The following is an 18,363-nucleotide window of genomic DNA, read 5'->3' on the forward strand; positions in this document are numbered from 1 at the left end:
ACTTCAGTACGCGACACGCCGGTGAAGGCGTACTCGAGTGGCATCTCGCGGAGTCAGCCCACGTGGACGCCCGGCCGCCGCGAGCGGCGCGCCTCGGAGCGGCGCAGCACCTCGCGGGTGACGGGCGCGACCTCGCCGGTGCCCGTGATCAGGAAGCGGAACATGTTGGTCAGCGGGTCGCCCTCGGTCCACTCGAAGTAGACGTCGGGGATGACCCCGGTGAGGTCGCGGATCTCGAGCAGCACCGTCGCGATCGTGTTGGGGATATTGCCGGAGGTGACCGTCAGCACCCGGAACCCGTGCCGCACCTCGCCGCGCACGTGCAGGTCCTCCTCGAAGTCGGACGAGTCGGTCGCCTGCACCTCGAGGAACAGCACCGGGGAGCGCCGCGGCAGGTTGCTGTGCTGGTGCTCCTCCGCCAGCTTCTGCCGGTACTCAGCCTCTGAGCCGTCATCCGGCTCGTTCGCGAGCACCCGGATCACGCCGTACTCGTCGGCGTCGGAGGTGACGAAGTCGAGGGCCGCGGCATCGAAGGTCACCGACGTCGCCCGCAGCTGGAACGAGCGCTGGACGCGCGAGATCAGCGACACGGTGAGGATGCCGAGGATGAACACCCCGGCGATCCGCACGCCGTCGGGTCGCTCGACGACGTTGACCACCGTCGTGTAGACGAAGACCAGTGCGATGACCGCGAATCCGATCGAGCGCTTGCGCTGCTTCTTGCGCTTCGCCGACAGGAACACGGCGACGGAGGCGGAGGTGATCAGCACCAGCACGCCGGTCGCGTAGGCGCCGCCCTGGGCGTCGACGTCGGCCTGGAAGAGGATCGTGATGACGAACGCGATCACCGTGAAGACCAGCACCAGCGGGCGCACGGCCGCGGCCCACTGCGGAGCCATCCCGTAGCGGGGGAGGTAGCGCGGCACGATGTTCAGCAGCCCCGCCATCGCCGAGGCGCCGGCGAACCAGAGGATGCAGATCGTGCTGATGTCGTAGACGGTGCCGAACGCCTCGCCGAGGTACTCGTGGGCGAGATAGGCCAGGGCGCGGCCGTTCGCCTGCCCGCCCGACTGGAACTCGGCCTGCGGGATCAGGAGGGTCGTGACGAAGCTCGACGTGATCAGGAACGCCGACATCGTGACCGCGGCGGTGATCAGCAGCCGCTTGGCGCCGCGGATGCGGCCGGCCGGGTTCGCCTCGGTGTCGCCCGCCTCGCCCCGGATCTGCGGCATCACGGCCACGCCGGTCTCGAAGCCCGAGAGGCCGAGTGCGAGCTTGGGGAACACGATCAGCGCGATGCCCACCATGATCAGCGGATTGCCGTGCTGCGTGTTCAGCGCCGACCACCAGTCACTCACGACGACCGGGTTCTCGGCGACGTGCGCCAGGGCGACGACGATCACGACGGCGTTGAGCACCAGGAACGCCGCGACGAGCACGACCGCGATGGTGATCGCCTCCTTGAAGCCGCGGAGGAACACGATCGCGAGCAGGGTGATCAGGCCCAGGGTGAGGGGCACCTCGGCGCCGTGGAACCACTCCGGAGCGAACGGGTTCTCGACGGCGTGCGCGGTGGCGTCGGCCGCGCTCAGAGTGATGGTGATCATGAAGTCGGTCGCCGCGAAGCCCAGCAGCACCAGTACGAAGAGCTTGCCGCCCCACCACGGCAGCAGCCGCTCGAGCATCGCGATCGAGCCCTCGCCGCGGAAGCTCTCCCTCGCGACCCGGCGGTAGACCGGCAGCGCGCCGAAGAGGGTCAGCAGCACGAGCACGATCGTGGCGAGCGGCGAGAGCAGACCCGCGGCGAGAGCCGCGATCGCGGGCTGGTAGCCGAGGGTCGAGAAGTAGTCGACGCCGGTCAGGCACATCACCCGCCACCACGAGTGGGTCTTCTCGGTGGTGGAGTGCGGGCCGGGATGGGTGCCCGCGTTCTCGCGCAGCCCCTCGAGCAGCCAGGCACGCAGGCCGCCCGGGCGCGCCGAGCGCAGGGGTGAGGGTTCGAGGGCGTCGGCGTCACCGCGGACTGCGGAGGGGGAGGTCACTGGTCTGTTCTACTCGCCCGAGACGACGCCCGAGCGCCGATCCTCCGGATCCTTACGGATCCCTAACGGGCAGTCCCTGTGGAGGAGCCCTGGAGCCCCCTTCCGCCGTCCTGGAAGCGCCTCCGAGACGGCCGGTTCTCCGTCGAGACGCCACGAGCGCCGCGGTGTCTCGACGGGTGAAGGGCCGTCTCGAGCGAAGCTCCGTCAGGCCGTGCGCACCGCGTAGGTGAGCACCGCGTTGCCCGCGCTCGTGATGACGGAGTCGCGCAGCTCCAGCCGCGTCGCGGGGTCCCCGGCCTCGAAGAGACGGCGACCGGAGCCGGCGATCACCGGGTGGATCATCAGGGTCAGCTCGTCGAGCACGCCGGCGAAGAGGAGGCTGCGTGTCAGCGAGATGCTCGAGAAGAGCGAGATCTCGCCTCCGTCGGTCTGCTTGAGACGCATCAGGAACTCGGCGACGTCACCCTCGATGAGGGTCGCGTTCCAGTCGAGCGGGCCCGAGAGCGTCGTGGAGGCGACGTACTTCTCGATCGGGTTGATGAAGGAGCCGAAGGGGTCCTCGGCGGGCGCCGTCGGCCAGTACTGCGACCACTCCTCGTACCCCGTCCGGCCGAGGACGGCGGTGTCGACGGAGCCGATCATCCGCCCCATCAGCGCGCCCAGCTCGGCGTCGAAGCTGTCGAACTGGAAGAGGTTCGGCGACTCGACGACCCCGTCGACCGACAGGAAGAGCCCCGCGGTGAGCGTGCGCATGGTGTGCCTCCCGTCACTGCCGGCGACGGCGCCGACTCCGCCAGCCTCGCGCAGGCCCCCCGCGCCGACAACCGCCGATCCGCGCCGCCGCCGGTACCCGCCCCCTAGGGCCGGTGCAGTTCGGCGACGTAGGCACCGGGGGTCGTCCCTGCGACCGCGCGGAACTCGTTCGTGAGGTGAGCCTGGTCGGTGTAGCCGAGTTCCGCGGCGATCGCGGCGATGTCCTCGCGAGCCGAGAGCCGGCGCACCACCTCCTGCAGCCGGATCCGGCGCGCGACCTCGTGCGGGCCGCGGCCGACGGACAGGGCGACCGCCCGCTGGAGACTGCGCGGGGAGGAGCGCAACTCCGCGGCGATGTCGGCCACCGGCCGTACGCGCGGCTGGGCGGTGAGCAGATCGACCGCGGCGTTCGCGAGCCGCTGCCGCCCTGTCATCGGCCGCTCGATCAGGAGCTCGTGGACGAGTGCGTCCGCCGCGAGCGCCCGCGCGGAGTCGTCCGGGGCGGCGGCGATCCGGGACAGGAGGCGGTGAGCACGCCTGTCCGCGACCGTGATCTCGCGCTCGCCGACGAGCACCGCGGGATCGAGATCGGTCAGGACGCCGAGGCCGGCCGGACGCAGGCGGATCGCGAAGACGTCCCCCGACCCCTCGATGGTGCGGCGCCACGCCGTCGCCCGCACCGCCGAGACGACGAACGGCGCGAGGACTCGGCCGCGCTCGATGCTGAGGGTGACGGAGGGGTGGTCGATGATCCGCTGATCGATCGAGTCGCCGTCCTCGAGCCGCCACCGCGCGGTCCAGTAGGTGTCGACGACGTCGCGCACTGCGGCCGACGGAGTGATCATCGACGCGGAGAAGCGCTCGAGATTCCGGGGGGCCAGGATTCCCGAGCGCTCGGTCCCTCCGATCGGGCGACGCATCGACTCGTTCATTGGCGTCATTCTGCAAGACCGCGGATCCGGAGGCGAGCAGGATCGTGCCATGACGACCGACTACTTCTCGACGTTCATCGCCGTCGCGGCGGACTGCCCCGTGGCCACCGCAGCGGTCCCGCCCGACGGCGCGAAGCCGACCGTCGCCTCGCTGCAGTACGCGCTCCTGCACGAGCGGCCGTACGAGCTGACCTCCGACGACGTCCTGTTCACGGTGCACGCGCTCCGCTCCGGCATCCCCGACGACGAGCGCGACGCGGAGCGGGAGCGCTTCTTCGCCAGGGATCAACCGTGCCTCCGTGCCTCGCCCCTGCCCAAGCGCTACGGCTGGGGCCTGCACTACGACGCGGAGGGCCGCGTCGCGCTGGTGGGCGCGGGCACCCCGCTCTACGACGAGCTCCTGTCGCGCTCCGACCTCGTGCAGAAGGCGGCGATGCGCTCCTCGCGGCGCTGAACTGTGCACGAGTCGCACAAAAAGGCTGGAAGACCGGTTCCGCCGAGGATTCAGCGGTTCCGGCCTCCCAGCCTTAGTTGTGCGGGAGGAGCGAGGGGCGTGACCGCCCGAGAGGGCTACTCCTCGACGACGATGGTCGTGATGACCGGGTTGCGGCGGTGGCGGCGGGTCAGCCAGCGGCCGAGGGTGCGCGTGATCAGCGCCTCGATCGCCTCGCGGTCGGTCGGCTTGCCCGCGGCCTGCAGGACCGCGTCGTCGATCGCCTTGCTGGCGTTGTCCTTCCAGCCCGGCTCCTCGACGAAGCCGCGGGTGAAGAACTCCACCGGCTCGCCGAGCGTGCCGCGGTCCAGGTCGACGATGGCGAGGACCGTGATGGCCCCCTCCTCGGCGAGCACGCGGCGATCGATCATCGCGTCCTCGGTGGCGACGCCCATCGTGGTGCCGTCGACCAGGATCTGGTCGGCCGGGATGCGTCCGCTGACGCGCGAGCGGCCCTTGACGAGGTCGATCGAGACGCCGTCCTCGATCACGAAGACGTTCTTCTCGTCGATCCCGGTGCGGGTCGCGATCGCCGCGTTGGCGGTGAGGTGGCGCCACTCGCCGTGCACGGGCAGGACCGCGGTGGGGCGGAGGATGTTGTAGCAGTAGGCGAGCTCGCCGGCGCTGGCGTGGCCAGAGACGTGCACCTTGGCGTTGCCCTTGTGCACGACGGTCGCGCCCCAGCGGGTGAACGCGTTGATGATCCGGTAGATCGCGTTCTCGTTGCCGGGGATCAGCGAGCTGGCCAGCAGGACGGTGTCGCCCGGGCCGATGTCGATGATGTGGTCCTTATTGGCCATCCGCGAGAGCGCAGCCATCGGCTCGCCCTGCGACCCCGTGCAGATCATCACGATCTCGGTCGCCGGCAGCTTCTCGAGCACCTTCATGTCGACCACGAGACCCGCGGGGATCTTGAGATAGCCGAGCTCGGCGGCGATGCCCATGTTGCGGACCATCGAGCGGCCGACGAAGGCCACCTTGCGGCCGTGGCGCTGCGCCGCGTCGAGCACCTGCTGGATGCGGTGCACGTGGCTCGCGAAGCTCGAGACGACGATGCGGCGCGGCGCGGTGCGGAACACCTGGTCGATCGCGGGGGCCAGATCGCCCTCCGAGATCGCGAAGCCGGGGACGTCGGCGTTGGTGGAGTCGACGAGGAAGAGGTCGACGCCCTCGTCGCCGAGGCGCGCGAAGCCGGGGAGGTCGGTGGTGCGCCCGTCGAGCGGGAACTGGTCCATCTTGAAGTCGCCCGTGTGCAGCACGAGGCCGGCCTCGGTGCGGATCGCGACGGCGAGGCCGTCGGGGATCGAGTGGTTCACGGCGAGGAACTCGAGGTCGAAGACGCCCGCGTCGACGCGGTCGCCCTCCTTGACCGGGCGGGTGCGCGGGGTGATGCGGTGCTCCTGGAGCTTCGCGCTGATCAGCGCGAGCGTGAAGGTCGACGCGATGATCGGGATGTCGCCGCGCTCCTTGAGGAGGTAGGGGACGCCTCCGATGTGGTCCTCGTGGCCGTGGGTGAGCACGATCGCCTCGATGTCCTTCAGGCGCGAGCGGATCGCGGCGAAGTCGGGGAGGATCACGTCGATGCCGGGCTGGTTCTCCTCGGGGAAGAGGACGCCGCAGTCGACGATGAGCAGCTTGCCCTTGTGCTCGAACACGGTCATGTTGCGACCGATCTCGCCGAGTCCGCCGAGCGGGGTGATGCGCATCCCGCCCTTCTCGAGGGGTTTCGGCGTGGGGAGCTCGAGGTGGTGGCGCGCGGGCTTGGCAGTGCGGGTGTTTCTCATGAGTGCTTTCCGGTGAGGGAGGAGTCCGGGTGGCGGCGCGGGAGGCGCGAGGCTGCGGAGTTCTCGGTAGGGGTGTCTCGCATCCGGCGCGTTCCCTCGGCGAACTGGCGCGGAGGGGACGGTGCGGGTGGTCGCGAGGGCGATCGTGGGTGCGCGGAACGATCTGTCGTCCGCGGCTGCTCCCTCTAGTCTGCCAGCGTTCCCTGCGATTGCTCGACGAGACGCCGATCCCGGGTATGTCGCGCGCCTCCGGACGCCGCTCTCAGCGACTCGAGAGCAGCTCGACGAACTCGTCGGCCATCGCCAGCTGCGCCTGCAGCGCGGCACGGCGCTCGCGGGCCTGGGTCACGAAGCGGTCGAGCTCGGCGCGATCCTCGGGGCCGCCTCCGTGCCCCTCGATGCGGTCGATGACCCGCAGCAGCGCGGCCATCTCGTCGAGCGAGAAGCCGAGCGGCTTCATCCGGCGGATGAGGATCAGGCGGTCGTAGTCGTCCTGCGTGTAAAGACGGAAGCCGCCCTCGGTGCGACCGGACGCGGTGACCAGGCCGACCTCGTCGTAGTGGCGCAGGGTGCGCAGCGAGAGACCGGTCTTCTCGGCGAGCTCGCCGATGTGCATCGTGACGGGCATCGGACCTCCCGATATCAACCCTCACGTGAGGGTAGGGTTGGCGCAGGGCGTTCGCCCGCCCCCACATTCTTCCCTGCGCCGAGCCGAGTGCCGCGCCCTCCCGACTCTCGCGACGAGAGCCCCGACTCCTGGAGTTCCATGACCACCGCCACCCCGCCCCGCTACCGCGCCGAGCCCACCGTGATGACGGCCCTCCGCACGCCCCGGATCCTCAGCCGCGAGGTGCTCGCCGGCCTCGTCGTCGCGCTCGCCCTCATCCCCGAGGCCATCTCGTTCTCGATCATCGCCGGCGTCGACCCGCGCGTCGGCCTGTTCTCCTCCTTCGTGATGGCGGTCACGATCGCCTTCCTCGGCGGCCGCCCCGCGATGATCTCCGCGGCCACCGGAGCCGTCGCCCTCGTGATCGCGCCGGTCGCCCGCGACTACGGCATGGACTACTTCATCGCGACCGTGATCCTCGCGGGGGTCTTCCAGATCGTCCTGGGGCTGCTCGGAGTCGCCAAGCTGATGAGGTTCATCCCGCGCAGCGTCATGGTCGGCTTCGTCAACTCGCTCGCGATCCTGATCTTCACCGCACAGGTGCCCAACCTGATCGGCGTGCCGTGGCTCGTCTACCCGCTCGTCGCGATCGGCATCGTGATCATGGTCGTGATGCCGCGGCTGACGAAGGTCGTGCCCGCTCCGCTCGTCGCGATCGTGCTGATCACCGCGGCCGTCGTCGTGACGGCGATCGCCGTGCCGACCGTCGGCGACCAGGGCGAGCTGCCACGCAGCCTCCCCGAGCTGTTCGTGCCGGACGTGCCCCTGACCTGGGAGACCTTCGCGACGATCGCGCCGTTCTCTATCGCGATGGCGCTCGTCGGCTTGCTCGAGTCGCTGATGACCGCGAAGCTCGTCGACGACATCACCGACACCCACTCGCAGAAGACGCGCGAGTCGCTCGGCCAGGGTGCGGCCAACGTGCTGTCCGGCTTCTTCGGCGGCATGGGCGGCTGCGCGATGATCGGCCAGACGATGATCAACGTGAAGGCGTCGGGCGCCCGCACGCGCATCTCGACGTTCCTGGCGGGCGTGTTCCTGCTGATCCTCGTGGTGGTGCTCGGCGACGTGGTGGCGATCATCCCGATGGCGGCGCTCGTCGCTGTGATGGTGATGGTGTCGGTCGCGACGTTCGACTGGCACAGCATCCGCCCCTCGACCCTGCGCCGCATGCCGCTCGGCGAGACCCTCGTGATGGTCGCGACCGTCGTCGTCGTGGTCATCACCCACAACCTGGCGATCGGAGTCGTCATCGGCGTCGTCGCCGCGATGATCGTCTTCGCCCGCCGCGTCGCCCACTTCGCCACGGTCGAGCGAACGGTGTCGGAGGGGACCGCGCACTACCGCGTGACGGGCGAGCTGTTCTTCGCCTCCAGCAACGACCTGACCACGCAGTTCGAGTACGCGGAGGATCCCGCCCGCGTCGTCATCGACCTCTCGGGCTCGCACGTCTGGGACGCCTCGACCGTCGCCGCCCTCGACGCGATCACCACCAAGTACGCCCGCCACGGCAAGCTCGCCGTGATCGAGGGCATGAACGACGCCTCGACCCGGATGCACACCCGCCTCGCCGGGAACCTCGGGGCGGAGCACTGACCTAGCATCGGGCCATGGCCCTCCTGCACCGCGCGACGATCACGCCGACCAAGCTCGAGCTCGTCGAGGCGTGGGCCCCCGCCCAGCCGTGGTGCCCGGGCGGAGGCGTCGCGCAGGTCGCCGCCTACCGGTTCGACGATCCCGCGGGCGAGGTGGGCATCGAGACGCTGATCGTGCGGGCCGCGGGCGGGCCGGTGCTGCAGGTGCCGCTGACCTACCGGGGTGCGCCGCTCGAGGGCGGCGAACCGTGGCTGATCGGCACGACGACCCACTCGGTGCTCGGCGAGCGCTGGGTGTACGACGCAGCGGGCGACCCGGTCGCGGTCGCCGCCTTCGCCACCGCGATCCGCACGGGCGGCGTGCAGGCCGAGATCGAGATCGAGATCGACGGAGTGATGCTGCGGCGCGATCCGACCGCCACGGTCCGCGGGACCGGCTCCGCCTCCGCCCCGACCCCCGTTCCTCCGGCGATCGCCACGCGGAGCGATGAGCGCTCGACGCGCATCGAGGCCGGCGGGTTCGTGCTGACGCTGCGCCGCGTACTCGACGACGCGCCGGCCGACGGCGAGGCGCTCGTCGGCATCTGGTCCGGCTCCGCCCCGAGCGTCCTCGCGACCCTGGCCTGATCAGCGCTCCGCGGCGCCTCCGGACCGGGTCGTCGTGTTCACAACGAAGGAAGGATGCGACGGCACGACCGGAATCATGCGGATCCGGAGCCCCGCACGCGAATCCATCCTTCGTTGTGAACACGACCCGCCGGGGCCTCAGCGCAGCGAGGCCAGCACCGCCTCGAGCTCGTCGACGGCGAAGTCGATCTCGTCGGCGGTGACCACGATCGGAGGCGCGAGGCGGATGGTCGAGCCGTGGGTGTCCTTCGCCAGGACGCCGCGCTCCATCAGCGCCTCGCAGACGGCACGGCCGGAGGCGAGCGCCGGGTCGATGTCGATGCCCGCCCAGAGTCCCGCGCCGCGGACGGCGTCGACTCCGTGGCCGATGAGCGTCACGAGCCGCGCATGCAGCTGCTCGCCGCGGGCGCGGGCCATGGCCTGGTACTCGCCGGTGGCGAGCATCTCGACGACGGCGAGGCCGACGGCGGCGGCGAGCGGATTGCCTCCGAAGGTCGAGCCGTGCTGCCCCGGCTGCAGGACGCCGAGCACCTCGGCGTTCGCCACGACGGCCGAGACGGGCACGATTCCGCCGCCGAGCGCCTTGCCCAGCAGGTACACGTCGGGGACGACGCCGACGAGGTCGCAGGCGAAGGTCGCGCCGGTGCGGCCGAGGCCCGACTGGATCTCGTCGGCGATGAACAGCACGTTGTGCCGGGAGGTGATCTCGCGCACCGCGGGCAGGTAGTCGACCGGCGGCACGACGATGCCCGCCTCGCCCTGGATGGGCTCGATCAGCACGGCGACCGTGTCGTCGTCGATGGCGGCCTCGAGCGCCGCCGCGTCGCCGAACGGCACGGTGCGGAATCCGGGCGTGAACGGCTCGAAGCCGTCGCGCGCCTCGGCGTCGTCGCTGAACGAGATGATCGTGGTCGTGCGGCCGTGGAAGTTGCCCGCCGCGACGATGATGTTCGCGCGACCGGGCGTCACGCCCTTCACGCGGTAGCCCCAGGCGCGGGCGACCTTGATGCCCGACTCGACCGCCTCCGCACCGGTGTTCATCGGCAGGACCATGTCCTTGCCGGCCAGCGCGGCGAGCGCCGTGACGAACGGGCCGAGCTTGTCGTTGTGGAACGCGCGGCTGGTGAGGGTGACCCGCGAGAGCTGCGCGCGCGCCGCCTCCAGGAGCACCGGGTGCGAGTGCCCGAAGTTGACGGCGGAGTAGGCGGCGAGGCAGTCGAGGTAGCGGCGCCCCTCGACGTCGGTGATCCAGGCGCCCTCGCCGGTCGCGGCGACGACGGGCAGCGGGTGGTAGTTGTGGGCGGCGTGCGCCTCCTCCGCCTCGATGAGGGCGGCGGACCGGTGGGTGTCGGTGATGCTCATGTCGTACCTCCTGGAGGCGTTCGACTCCTCAGAAGTTGTCGTACTCGAGTGTCGAGTACGACGACTTTCGAGGAGTGGGCAGTGCGGGGAGTGGGCAGTGCGGAGTGGGCAGTGCGGAGTGGGGAGAGGGTCAGCGCCGCAGCTCGAGCGTGCAGCACTTCACGCCGCCGCCGCCGAGCAGCAGCTCGGAGAGGTCGACGCCGATCGGGTGGTAGCCGCGCTCGCGCAGCTGGCGCTCGAAGCCGACCGCACGCGAGGCGATGACGACGTTCAGGCCGTCCGAGAACGAGTTGAGCCCGAGAACGGAGGCGTCCTCCTCGGACACCAGGATCGCGTCGGGGTACAGCTCGCGCAGCACGCGGTTGCCCTCGTCGCTGAACGCGCTGGGGAGGTAGGCGATGTTCGTGTCGTCGAGCACGGCGATCGCCGTGTCGAGGTGGTAGAACGACGGATTCACGAGCTCGAGGGTCACCACCTCGCGGCCGAAGACGCGGGCGACCTCGGCGTGCGAGTCCGAGGCCGAGCGGAATCCCGTGCCGGCGAGGATGCGGTCGCCGACGAGGAGGAAGTCACCCTCGCCCTCGTTGATCTCCTCGGGCACTCGGACGTCGAAGCCGGCGCCGCGGAACCACTCCATGTAGGCGGGACCCTCGGGCTGGCGCTCGGGGTAGGTGAAGGAGGCGCCGTAGGCGATGCCGTCGATCACGAAGCCGCCGTTCGCGGCGTAGACCATGTCGGGCAGGCCCGGCTCGGGCTCGATCAGCTGCACGTCGAAGCCGAGGCCGATGTAGGTGTCGTAGAGCGTCTGCCACTGGCGGAGCGCGAGGGCGGTGTCGGTCGGGACGGCCGGGTCCATCCACGGGTTGATCCGGTAGACGACGGTGAAGTGCTCGGGGCGGCACATCAGGATCGACTTGGCGACGGGGGTGCGGTCCGGGGCGGTGGCGAGCGGGGCGGTGGCGAGCACGGCGGTGGCGAGCACGGCGGTATCGGTCATTCGAGTCCTCCTGCGAAAGGCTGCGGATGAGCGGACCTGGTCCAGTGGCTCCGTCTCCCTTGGCGGGTGGAGCACGCTCGCAGCCAGTCTCGCACGCAGGGATCCTGCGATTTTCGCCGTCCCGCGCAGGTTTCCTCTGCAGACCACCCGTGGCACGCACGAGAAGGGAGGCGGCCGCCCGTCATGCAGGCGGCCGCCTCCGCTCAGCGAGCGGCCACGCTCAGCTCGTTCGGGGTCGCTCCGAGCTCGCCCGTCGCGGTGATCTCGCCCGTCGCCAGATCGACGGCGTGGATCGCGTCGGCCGCCGGCTCGGTCACGTAGGCGGTGCCGCCCGCGATCGCGAGGGCCGGGTGCGGATCCTGCCACTCGACCGGGCCCTCCCAGGCGTCGATCACGGGGAACTCGCCCGTGAGGGCGCCGGTCTCGGGATCGAGCACGTGCAGAGACCCGTCGGTGCCGAGGATGTACGCGAGACCACTGGGACCGCGGGCGACGTCGCGGAAGGTGTACTCCGCGCCGTCGGGCAGGTCGACGACGTCGAGGGCGCCGGAGACGGTGTCGATCAGTGCGACGGCGCCGAGGAGGTAGCCCTCGGCGTCGGGGTCGCTCTTGTAATCGCCGACGACGATCGGGCTCGTCTCGCTGACGTAGGCGTTGCCCATCCGGCCGTACGGCTGATCGGGAGCGTCGAGCTTCGTGATCGCGCCGTCGCGGTAGAGCAGCGCGCCGTTCTCGCAGCCGAAGACGACCGCTTCGCCGGCCGCCGTGCCCTCGCCGTGCACGCCCGGGCACTGGTCGCTCCCGCCGACGACCGCGCCGGAGGGGTCGCGGACCTCGATGCCGGTGCGGCCGTCGGAGTCGCCGACCGTGGTGAGGAGGGTGCCGTCCTCGAGCACGACCGAGACGCCGTGGTGCGCCCGGACGCCGGGGATCGTCTCGACCTCGGGGGTGTCACCGGAGGCGAGGTCGGCGGTGTCGAAGACGGTGGTGTCGCTCGTGCCGTCCGCGTAGAGGATCGTGCGCCCGGCGTGGTGGACGACATGGCCGGGGGTATCGGCCGCGAAGACGAGGTCGGTGAGCTCGGGGTCACCGGCGGTGTCGAGCACCTGGAAGCCGGCGCTCGTCGTGACCATCACGTGGCGGCCGTCACCGGCCGCGTTCAGGCGGGTGAACTCCTCCGACTCGAGATCGGCGAGGGTCTCGAGCGTCGTCCCGTCGAGGACGAGGATCCCGCCGGCGTGGGCGACGGCGACCCGGGAGTCGGCTCGGGAGTCCGTGGCAGCGGAGTCGGTGGCCGCGGAGTCCGTGGCGGGTGCGCTGCCTGCAGCACCCGACGAGCAGGCCGCGAGGCCCGCGGCGGCTCCGAGGGCGAGCAGGGCGGTTCCCGCTCGGCGGAGGTGGGGGATTCGCATGGTGGTTCCTCTTATCCAGTGGTGGGGCGCTCAGGGTGAGAGCCCGGTGGCGATGCGCTGCGTGTTCGCGCGCATCATGGCGAGGTAGTCGGGAGCGCCGCCCTCGGGCCCGGTGAGGGACTCGGTGAACAGCTCGACCACCTCCACGCGGAGGTCGGCCTCGCTCGCCAGCGCCTGGACGAGCCGGTCGGGCGAGGAGGACTCCGCGAAGATCGTGGGGACTCCGGCGTCCTCGACCGCGTCGACGAGGTCGGCCAGGTCGGAGGCGGACGGGGCGGCGAGAGTGGTGCCGCCGGGGATGACGGCGCCGACGACGTCGAAGTCGAAGCGCTCGGCGAGGTAGCCGAAGACGTGGTGGTTCGTGACGAGGGCACGCCGCTCCTGGGGCAGAGCGCCGAAGGCGGCCGTCATCCCGGCGTCGAGTCGCTCGAGCTCGGTGCGGTACGCGGCGGTGCTCGCGGCGACGGCGTCCGGATCCACGCCGTCGATCTGCGCGAGGGCCGGCTCGAGCGCGTCGACGACGTCGAGCATCCGCGCCGGGTCCGTCCAGAAGTGCGGGTCCGGCGCTCCCTCCGCGTCGCCCTCGCTGTAGGCGAGGATGTCGATCGCGTCTCCGGCGACGAAGGTCCGGGCGCCGGCCTCCCGCGCGGCGTCGAGGTGCTGCTGCAGCCCCTCCTCGAGGCCGAGGCCGTTCGAGACGACGAGATCGGCCGAGCGGAGTCGCGCCGCCTGCTGCGCCGAGATCTCGAAGGAGTGCGGATCGGCATCGGGCGCCATCAGCGTCACGACCTCGGCCTCGTCGCCGACGAGCTCGCCGACGACGTCGCCGAGGATGTTGGTCGACACCATCACGAGCGGCCGGTCATCGGCGGGGGTCGCGCAGCCCGCGAGGAGGAGGGCCGCGACGGCGAGGAGGGACACGCGGAGCGGGCGCACGGTCAGCGTCCCGCCTCGGCGGCGAACGCCGGATCGGCGGGCGTCTCGAAGGTGCGCGCGACCCGGGCCCCGTCGGCGTAGTCGATCTCGTGCAGCCGCCGCTCGGCGGGGGCGCTGAGGTAGGCGCGCTGCTGATCGGCGACGAGCACGGGCGATCGGCCGGCGGCGAGGGAGCCGGCGACCAGCGGCCCGGTCTCGGCGAGCACGGCTCCGCTCGCGCCGTCGAGGACGAGCACGCGGCCGTCCTCGGCCAGGGCGAGCACGTGCCCGTCCGCGTCGTCGACCGCGGTCACCTGCGCCAACGGCGCGGGGGCCGGCAGCAGGGTCCACGAGCGCTCGCGGGTGTCGAGCAGCCAGACCCCCTCGCGGCCGGCGAGACCGGCGACGGTCGGGCGGCCCTCCCGGTTGTCGAAAGCGGTGGCGGCGGGCGCCGTCGTGCCCTCGGGGTACGGGAGGCGCTCGACGACGAGTCCGCCGTCGCCCGCGGAGGCGAGCAGCGCGCCGTCGCTGCAGCCGATGACCGCGCCCACCCGTGTCGTGATCGTGCCGGCCGCATCCGGGCAGGGCTCGACGAGTCCGGTGCGCTCACCTTCAGCCGTGTAGCCGACGACGGTCGTCGAGGCACCGCTGCCCTCGGTCACGAGTGCCGACGATCCGACGGGGACGACGAGCCCCGGCCCGGGTGCCGCGGGGAGGCGGAACCGCTCGACGATCTCCCCGCGCGAGAGCGCCTCCGTATCGAGGAGGACGGCCTCGCCGGAGTCGTCGACGCCGGCTCCCTCGAAGTACAACCCCGTGCCGCCCGAGGTCGAGAGGTTCGTCGTGGCGACGGTGGCCGCCCCGTCGCCCTCGACCGCGCCGAGCAGCCGCGGATCGGACCGGTAGTAGTGGAAGTGGTCGACGTGGTCCCAGGTCCACCGCCCGCTGTCGACGATCTCGACGCCGTCGGCCGTCTGCGCGAAGAGGTAGCGGCCGTCCGTCGTCACCGCCGAGGGCGCTCCGACCGTGCCGAGGTCGGCGACGGTCTCGTCGAGCAGGTCGAGCTGCGCGACGCCTCCGTCGGGATCGATCGTCACGAGGGCGAGCGGCGGCTCGGCGAGCTCGGCGGCGCCCGCGACGGCGCCGTGCCCCTCCGAGCCGCCGGAGGGTGGGGCGGAGTCGGCGGGAGCGGTCGAGCAGGCGACCAGGCCGAGCGCGAGCGCGCTGAGCAGGGTCGGGGGCAGGAGGCGGAGACGCACGGGAGCCTTTCGAGGAGAGCGGGAGGAGGAGGTCACGCGACGGCGACCGGAGGAGCGAGCCGCGATCCGAGCGCCCGCAGCGCCCAGGACAGCGCCGCCAGGGCGACCGCGGTCAGCGCCACCGAGGCTCCGGCCGCCGTCGCCGCGTGCCACGAGACGAGCAGCCCGATGAACACGGAGGCGACGCCGACGACCGCCGCCAGCACCATCCGCGTCGGGATCCGGGTGGTCCACTGCCCCGCCGCGACGGCGGGGGCGAGCAGGAGCCCGACGACCAGCAGCGAGCCGACCGCCTGGTACGAGGCGACGACGGCCAGGGTCACCAGTCCGACGAGCGCGGCCTGCGCCGACCGCGGGCCGAGGCCGAGCACCGCCGCGATCCGGGCATCGAGGGCCAGTGCGACGAGTGGCCGGTGGAAGGCGGCGGCGATCGCGAGCCCCACGACGACCGCGGCGCCGAGGATCACGACGTCGGCCGGCGCGATCGCGAGGATGTCGCCGAACAGGATCGCGGTCGCGTCGGTCGCGAAGCTCCCCGAGTGCGAGATGATCACGACCCCGACGGCGAGCGTCGAGACGAAGAGCAGGCCGATGCTCGTGTCGTACGAGAGCCGGCCGCGGCGCTGCAGGGCGGCGATGCCGAGGCTCATCACGACCGCACTGAGCGCTCCCCCGAGCAGCACCGGCAGCCCGAGCACCGTCGCGAGGGCGACCCCGGGGAGCATCCCGTGCGCCAGCGCCTCGCCGAGGAACGCCATCCCGCGGATGACCACCCAGGTGCCGACGACTCCGCAGAGCACCGCGACCAGACCGCCGCCGAGGAGGGCGCGCTGGAGGAAGTCGAGGGCGAAGGGCTCGAGGACGGAGGAGGACATGGGGCCCGACCGTATCGAGAATGAGAATGATTATCAAATAGCTAGGATCGAGGCATGCCCTCCCTCAGCGCCCTCGCCCGCCTCCGCGGAGTCCGCGTCGACTTCGGCGCTCGCCGCGCCCTCGACGGGGTCGACCTCGACGTGCTGCCGGCGGCCTTCACGGCGCTCGCCGGCCCGAACGGCGCGGGCAAGACCACGCTCCTCGAGGTGGTCGCCGGCACCCGGGCTCTCTCCTCCGGCACCCGCTCGGCCACCGCGTCGCTCGCCTTCGTGCCGCAGCGGGCCGCCGTCTCGGACCGGCTGCCCGTGACCGTCCGCGATGTGGTGACGGTCGGCTCCTGGGGGCGCGCGGGGCGGCTGCGGCGCCTCGACCGCGCCGCTCGGGCGGCCGTCATCGACGCGATGGAGCGCCTCGGGATCACCGATCTCGCGAGCACGCCCTTCGGATCGCTGTCCGGCGGCCAGCGCCAGCGCGCCCTCCTCGCCCAGGGCCTCGCCCGCGGTGCCGACCTCCTGCTCCTCGACGAGCCGACGACCGGGCTCGACAGCGAGAGCGGCGAGCGCATCCGATCCGTCCTGCGTGCCGAGACGGAGCGCGGAGCCGCCGTGCTCTGCGTGTCGCACGACCCCGCGGTGCTCGGCGCGGCCGACCGCGTCGTGCGGCTCGAGGGCGGCGTCGTGGTCTGACGGGCGGCGGATGCGAGGGGTGGATCGGCGGGCCGTGGCACAGCAGCCCCGGCACCGGTAGAACGGAAGCCTCGACGAGGGGAACCACCGTGATCGACCGCGACGGCCTGGCCACGTTCCTCCGGCGACGGCGCGAGGCGCTGCAGCCCGAGGACGTCGGACTCACCCGCGGACCGCGCCGGCGCACCACGGGCCTCCGCCGGGAGGAGGCCGCGGCCCTCTGCCACATGTCGACCGACTACTACGCCCGCCTCGAGCGGGGCACCGGCCCGCAGCCGTCGGAGCAGATGATCGCGTCGATCGCCCAGGGACTGCACCTCTCGCTCGGCGAGCGCGACCACGTCTTCCGGCTCGCCGGCCACACCCCACCCGCGCGCGGAGTCGCGGGTGACCACATCGCGCCGGGGCTGCTCCGCATCCTCGACCGCCTGCACGACACCCCGGCCGAGATCATCACCGAGCTCGGCGAGACGCTGCGGCAGAGTCCGCTCGGCGCGACGCTCCTGGGCGACGCGACACTGCGCACCGGGCCGTCGCGCAGCATCGGCTACCGCTGGTTCACCGACCCGGCAGCGAGGGAGGCGTATCCCGAGGAGGACCGCGCGCAGCTCTCTCGGGTCTTCGTGGCGGGGCTGCGCGAGATCGCGACCCTGCGCGGCCCGGGATCCCGGGCGGCCGCGCTGGTCGATCTCGTCGCGTCGCAGAGCGGCGAGTTCCGCGCGCTGTGGGCCGAGCACGAGGTGGGGCTGCGGCCGCCTGCGACCAAGCGCTTCCAGCATCCGTCGGTCGGCCTGCTCGAGCTCGAGTGCCAGACACTGCTCGATCCGGAGCAGTCGCACCGGCTCCTCGTCTACACCGCGGTCCCCGGCAGCGAGAGCGCCGAGAAGCTCGAGCTGCTCGCGGTGGTGGGCTCGCTGGTCTGAGCCGCGGGCCGCGCAGCCGTGGATCGGGCAGCCGTGGATCGCGCAGCCGTGGATCGGGAGGCCCTGCCTCCGCTCGCCGCCTCGCCCGACGATGGGGAGACCACCGACACCGAGGAGTCCCCATGACCCGCAGCATCCCGATCCCCGATCTCACCGGCCGGCTCGCCGTCGTCACCGGAGCCAGCGACGGCATCGGCCGGGTGATCGCCACCCGCCTCGCCGCCGCGGGAGCCGAGATCGTCATGCCCGTCCGCTCCGCCGCCAAGGGCGAGGCCGCGGCGGAGGCGATCCGCCGCGCGATCCCCGGGGCGACCGTGAGCACGCGCCCGCTCGACCTCTCCTCCCTCCGCTCGGTCACCGCGCTCGCCGAGAGCCTCGTGCAGGAGGGCCGCCCGCTCGATCTGCTCGTCAACAACGCCGGAGTGATGCAGCCGCCCCACCGGCAGGTCACCGAGGACGGCCTCGAGCTGCAGTTCGGCACCAACCACGTCGGACACTTCGCGCTGACGCTCGGCCTGATGCCGCTCCTCGGGCACGCCCGCGTCGTGCACCAGACGAGCATCGCGGCCCGCAGCGGCTCGATCGACTGGGACGACCTGAACGGCGAGCGCCGCTACGACACGATGAGGTCGTACGTGCAGTCGAAGATCGCCGTCGCCCTCTTCGCCCTCGAGCTCGACTCGCGGAGCAGGGCCGCCGACTGGGGCGTCACGAGCACCCTCGCGCACCCCGGGATCTCGCCCACGAACCTCCTCGCGGCGCAGCCCGGGCTCGGTCGCCCGCAGCAGGTGCGCGGCCGCGGCCTGATCGAGCTGCTCGCGCGGGTCGGAGTCGCGGGCACCGTCGAGAGCGCGGCGCAGCCGGCCTTGCTCGCCGCGATCGCCGCGGAGGGCGGCGGATTCTTCGGCCCGACCCGCCTGATCGGCGGCCCGGCCGCCCGCCGCGACCTGTGGGCGCCGATGCGCCGCACCGACGACGCCCGCCGCCTGTGGGAGGTGTCGGAGAGCCTGATCGGCAGCCGCTTCCCGGTGTGAGGCGCC

Annotated in this window: 17 protein-coding genes; 6 read left to right on the plus strand and 11 right to left on the minus strand. The window is 72.1% G+C overall.

Annotation, left to right across the window (positions count from 1 at the left end):
• Positions 1-53 precede the first annotated feature (53 nt).
• From ASG06_RS16700 to ASG06_RS16710, 3 genes are all read right to left on the minus strand, one after another.
• Positions 54-2,042 carry an amino acid permease gene (locus ASG06_RS16700; protein WP_442965619.1) on the minus strand — a complete coding sequence of 663 codons (1,989 nt, stop codon included), beginning with the start codon at positions 2,040-2,042 and terminating at the stop codon, positions 54-56.
• A 204-nt stretch (positions 2,043-2,246) separates the two neighbouring features.
• Complete coding sequence (locus ASG06_RS16705) at positions 2,247-2,795, minus strand: dihydrofolate reductase family protein (RefSeq protein ID WP_056044688.1); 549 nt, start codon at positions 2,793-2,795, stop codon at positions 2,247-2,249.
• A 104-nt stretch (positions 2,796-2,899) separates the two neighbouring features.
• Positions 2,900-3,727: a helix-turn-helix domain-containing protein gene (locus ASG06_RS16710; RefSeq protein ID WP_231727802.1), complete on the minus strand. Its 828-nt coding sequence runs from the start codon at positions 3,725-3,727 to the stop codon at positions 2,900-2,902.
• A 49-nt stretch (positions 3,728-3,776) separates the two neighbouring features.
• Here ASG06_RS16710 and ASG06_RS16715 point away from each other — a divergent pair, with 49 nt between their 5' ends.
• A complete protein-coding gene (locus ASG06_RS16715; RefSeq protein ID WP_056044691.1) occupies positions 3,777-4,181 on the plus strand; it encodes a DUF6157 family protein in 405 nt (134 codons plus the stop codon).
• A 116-nt stretch (positions 4,182-4,297) separates the two neighbouring features.
• On the opposite strand, the gene ASG06_RS16720 is transcribed toward ASG06_RS16715, so the two are convergent.
• Together ASG06_RS16720 and ASG06_RS16725 are read right to left on the minus strand one after the other, a co-directional pair.
• Positions 4,298-5,926, minus strand: a complete 1,629-nt coding sequence (locus tag ASG06_RS16720; protein ID WP_197409451.1) for a ribonuclease J — start codon at positions 5,924-5,926, stop codon at positions 4,298-4,300.
• A gap of 340 nt (positions 5,927-6,266) precedes the next feature.
• Entirely contained in the window at positions 6,267-6,632 is a 366-nt protein-coding gene (locus ASG06_RS16725) for a MerR family transcriptional regulator (protein WP_056044694.1), read from the minus strand.
• Between the two features lie 138 nt (positions 6,633-6,770).
• On the opposite strand from ASG06_RS16725, the gene ASG06_RS16730 reads away from it, so the two are divergent.
• Both ASG06_RS16730 and ASG06_RS16735 read left to right on the plus strand, forming a co-directional pair.
• Positions 6,771-8,267, plus strand: a complete 1,497-nt coding sequence (locus tag ASG06_RS16730) for a SulP family inorganic anion transporter (protein ID WP_056044698.1) — start codon at positions 6,771-6,773, stop codon at positions 8,265-8,267.
• 14 nt (positions 8,268-8,281) lie between these two features.
• Positions 8,282-8,893: a CG0192-related protein gene (locus ASG06_RS16735; RefSeq protein WP_056044700.1), complete on the plus strand. Its 612-nt coding sequence runs from the start codon at positions 8,282-8,284 to the stop codon at positions 8,891-8,893.
• A 138-nt stretch (positions 8,894-9,031) separates the two neighbouring features.
• Here the strand turns inward: ASG06_RS16735 and rocD are convergent, their stop codons facing one another.
• From rocD to aztB, 6 genes are all read right to left on the minus strand, one after another.
• Positions 9,032-10,255 (minus strand): ornithine--oxo-acid transaminase, encoded by a 1,224-nt coding sequence (gene rocD, locus ASG06_RS16740; RefSeq protein WP_056044702.1) that lies wholly within the window; start codon positions 10,253-10,255, stop codon positions 9,032-9,034.
• Between the two features lie 130 nt (positions 10,256-10,385).
• A complete protein-coding gene (gene ddaH, locus ASG06_RS16745; RefSeq protein WP_056044704.1) occupies positions 10,386-11,252 on the minus strand; it encodes a dimethylargininase in 867 nt (288 codons plus the stop codon).
• Positions 11,253-11,455: 203 nt separating this feature from the next.
• Positions 11,456-12,664, minus strand: a complete 1,209-nt coding sequence (gene aztD, locus ASG06_RS16750; protein WP_056044706.1) for a zinc metallochaperone AztD — start codon at positions 12,662-12,664, stop codon at positions 11,456-11,458.
• Between the two features lie 30 nt (positions 12,665-12,694).
• A complete protein-coding gene (gene aztC / locus ASG06_RS16755; RefSeq protein WP_231727803.1) occupies positions 12,695-13,585 on the minus strand; it encodes a zinc ABC transporter substrate-binding protein AztC in 891 nt (296 codons plus the stop codon).
• Between the two features lie 17 nt (positions 13,586-13,602).
• A complete protein-coding gene (locus ASG06_RS16760) occupies positions 13,603-14,838 on the minus strand; it encodes a hypothetical protein (RefSeq protein WP_056044710.1) in 1,236 nt (411 codons plus the stop codon).
• Between the two features lie 32 nt (positions 14,839-14,870).
• Positions 14,871-15,713, minus strand: coding sequence for a zinc ABC transporter permease AztB (gene aztB, locus ASG06_RS16765; RefSeq protein ID WP_056044711.1), 843 nt, complete (start codon positions 15,711-15,713; stop codon positions 14,871-14,873).
• Between the two features lie 54 nt (positions 15,714-15,767).
• Here aztB and aztA point away from each other — a divergent pair, with 54 nt between their 5' ends.
• From aztA to ASG06_RS16780, 3 genes are all read left to right on the plus strand, one after another.
• On the plus strand, positions 15,768-16,400 hold the full coding sequence (gene aztA / locus ASG06_RS16770; protein ID WP_056044713.1) for a zinc ABC transporter ATP-binding protein AztA: 633 nt from the start codon (positions 15,768-15,770) through the stop codon (positions 16,398-16,400).
• A gap of 89 nt (positions 16,401-16,489) precedes the next feature.
• Positions 16,490-17,323 carry a helix-turn-helix transcriptional regulator gene (locus tag ASG06_RS16775; RefSeq protein WP_056044716.1) on the plus strand — a complete coding sequence of 278 codons (834 nt, stop codon included), beginning with the start codon at positions 16,490-16,492 and terminating at the stop codon, positions 17,321-17,323.
• Between the two features lie 122 nt (positions 17,324-17,445).
• Positions 17,446-18,357, plus strand: coding sequence for an SDR family oxidoreductase (locus tag ASG06_RS16780; protein WP_056044718.1), 912 nt, complete (start codon positions 17,446-17,448; stop codon positions 18,355-18,357).
• Positions 18,358-18,363 lie beyond the last annotated feature (6 nt).

Source organism: Rathayibacter sp. Leaf185 (assembly GCF_001423885.1).
In the GTDB taxonomy this organism is placed as follows: Bacteria; Actinomycetota; Actinomycetes; order Actinomycetales; family Microbacteriaceae; genus Rathayibacter.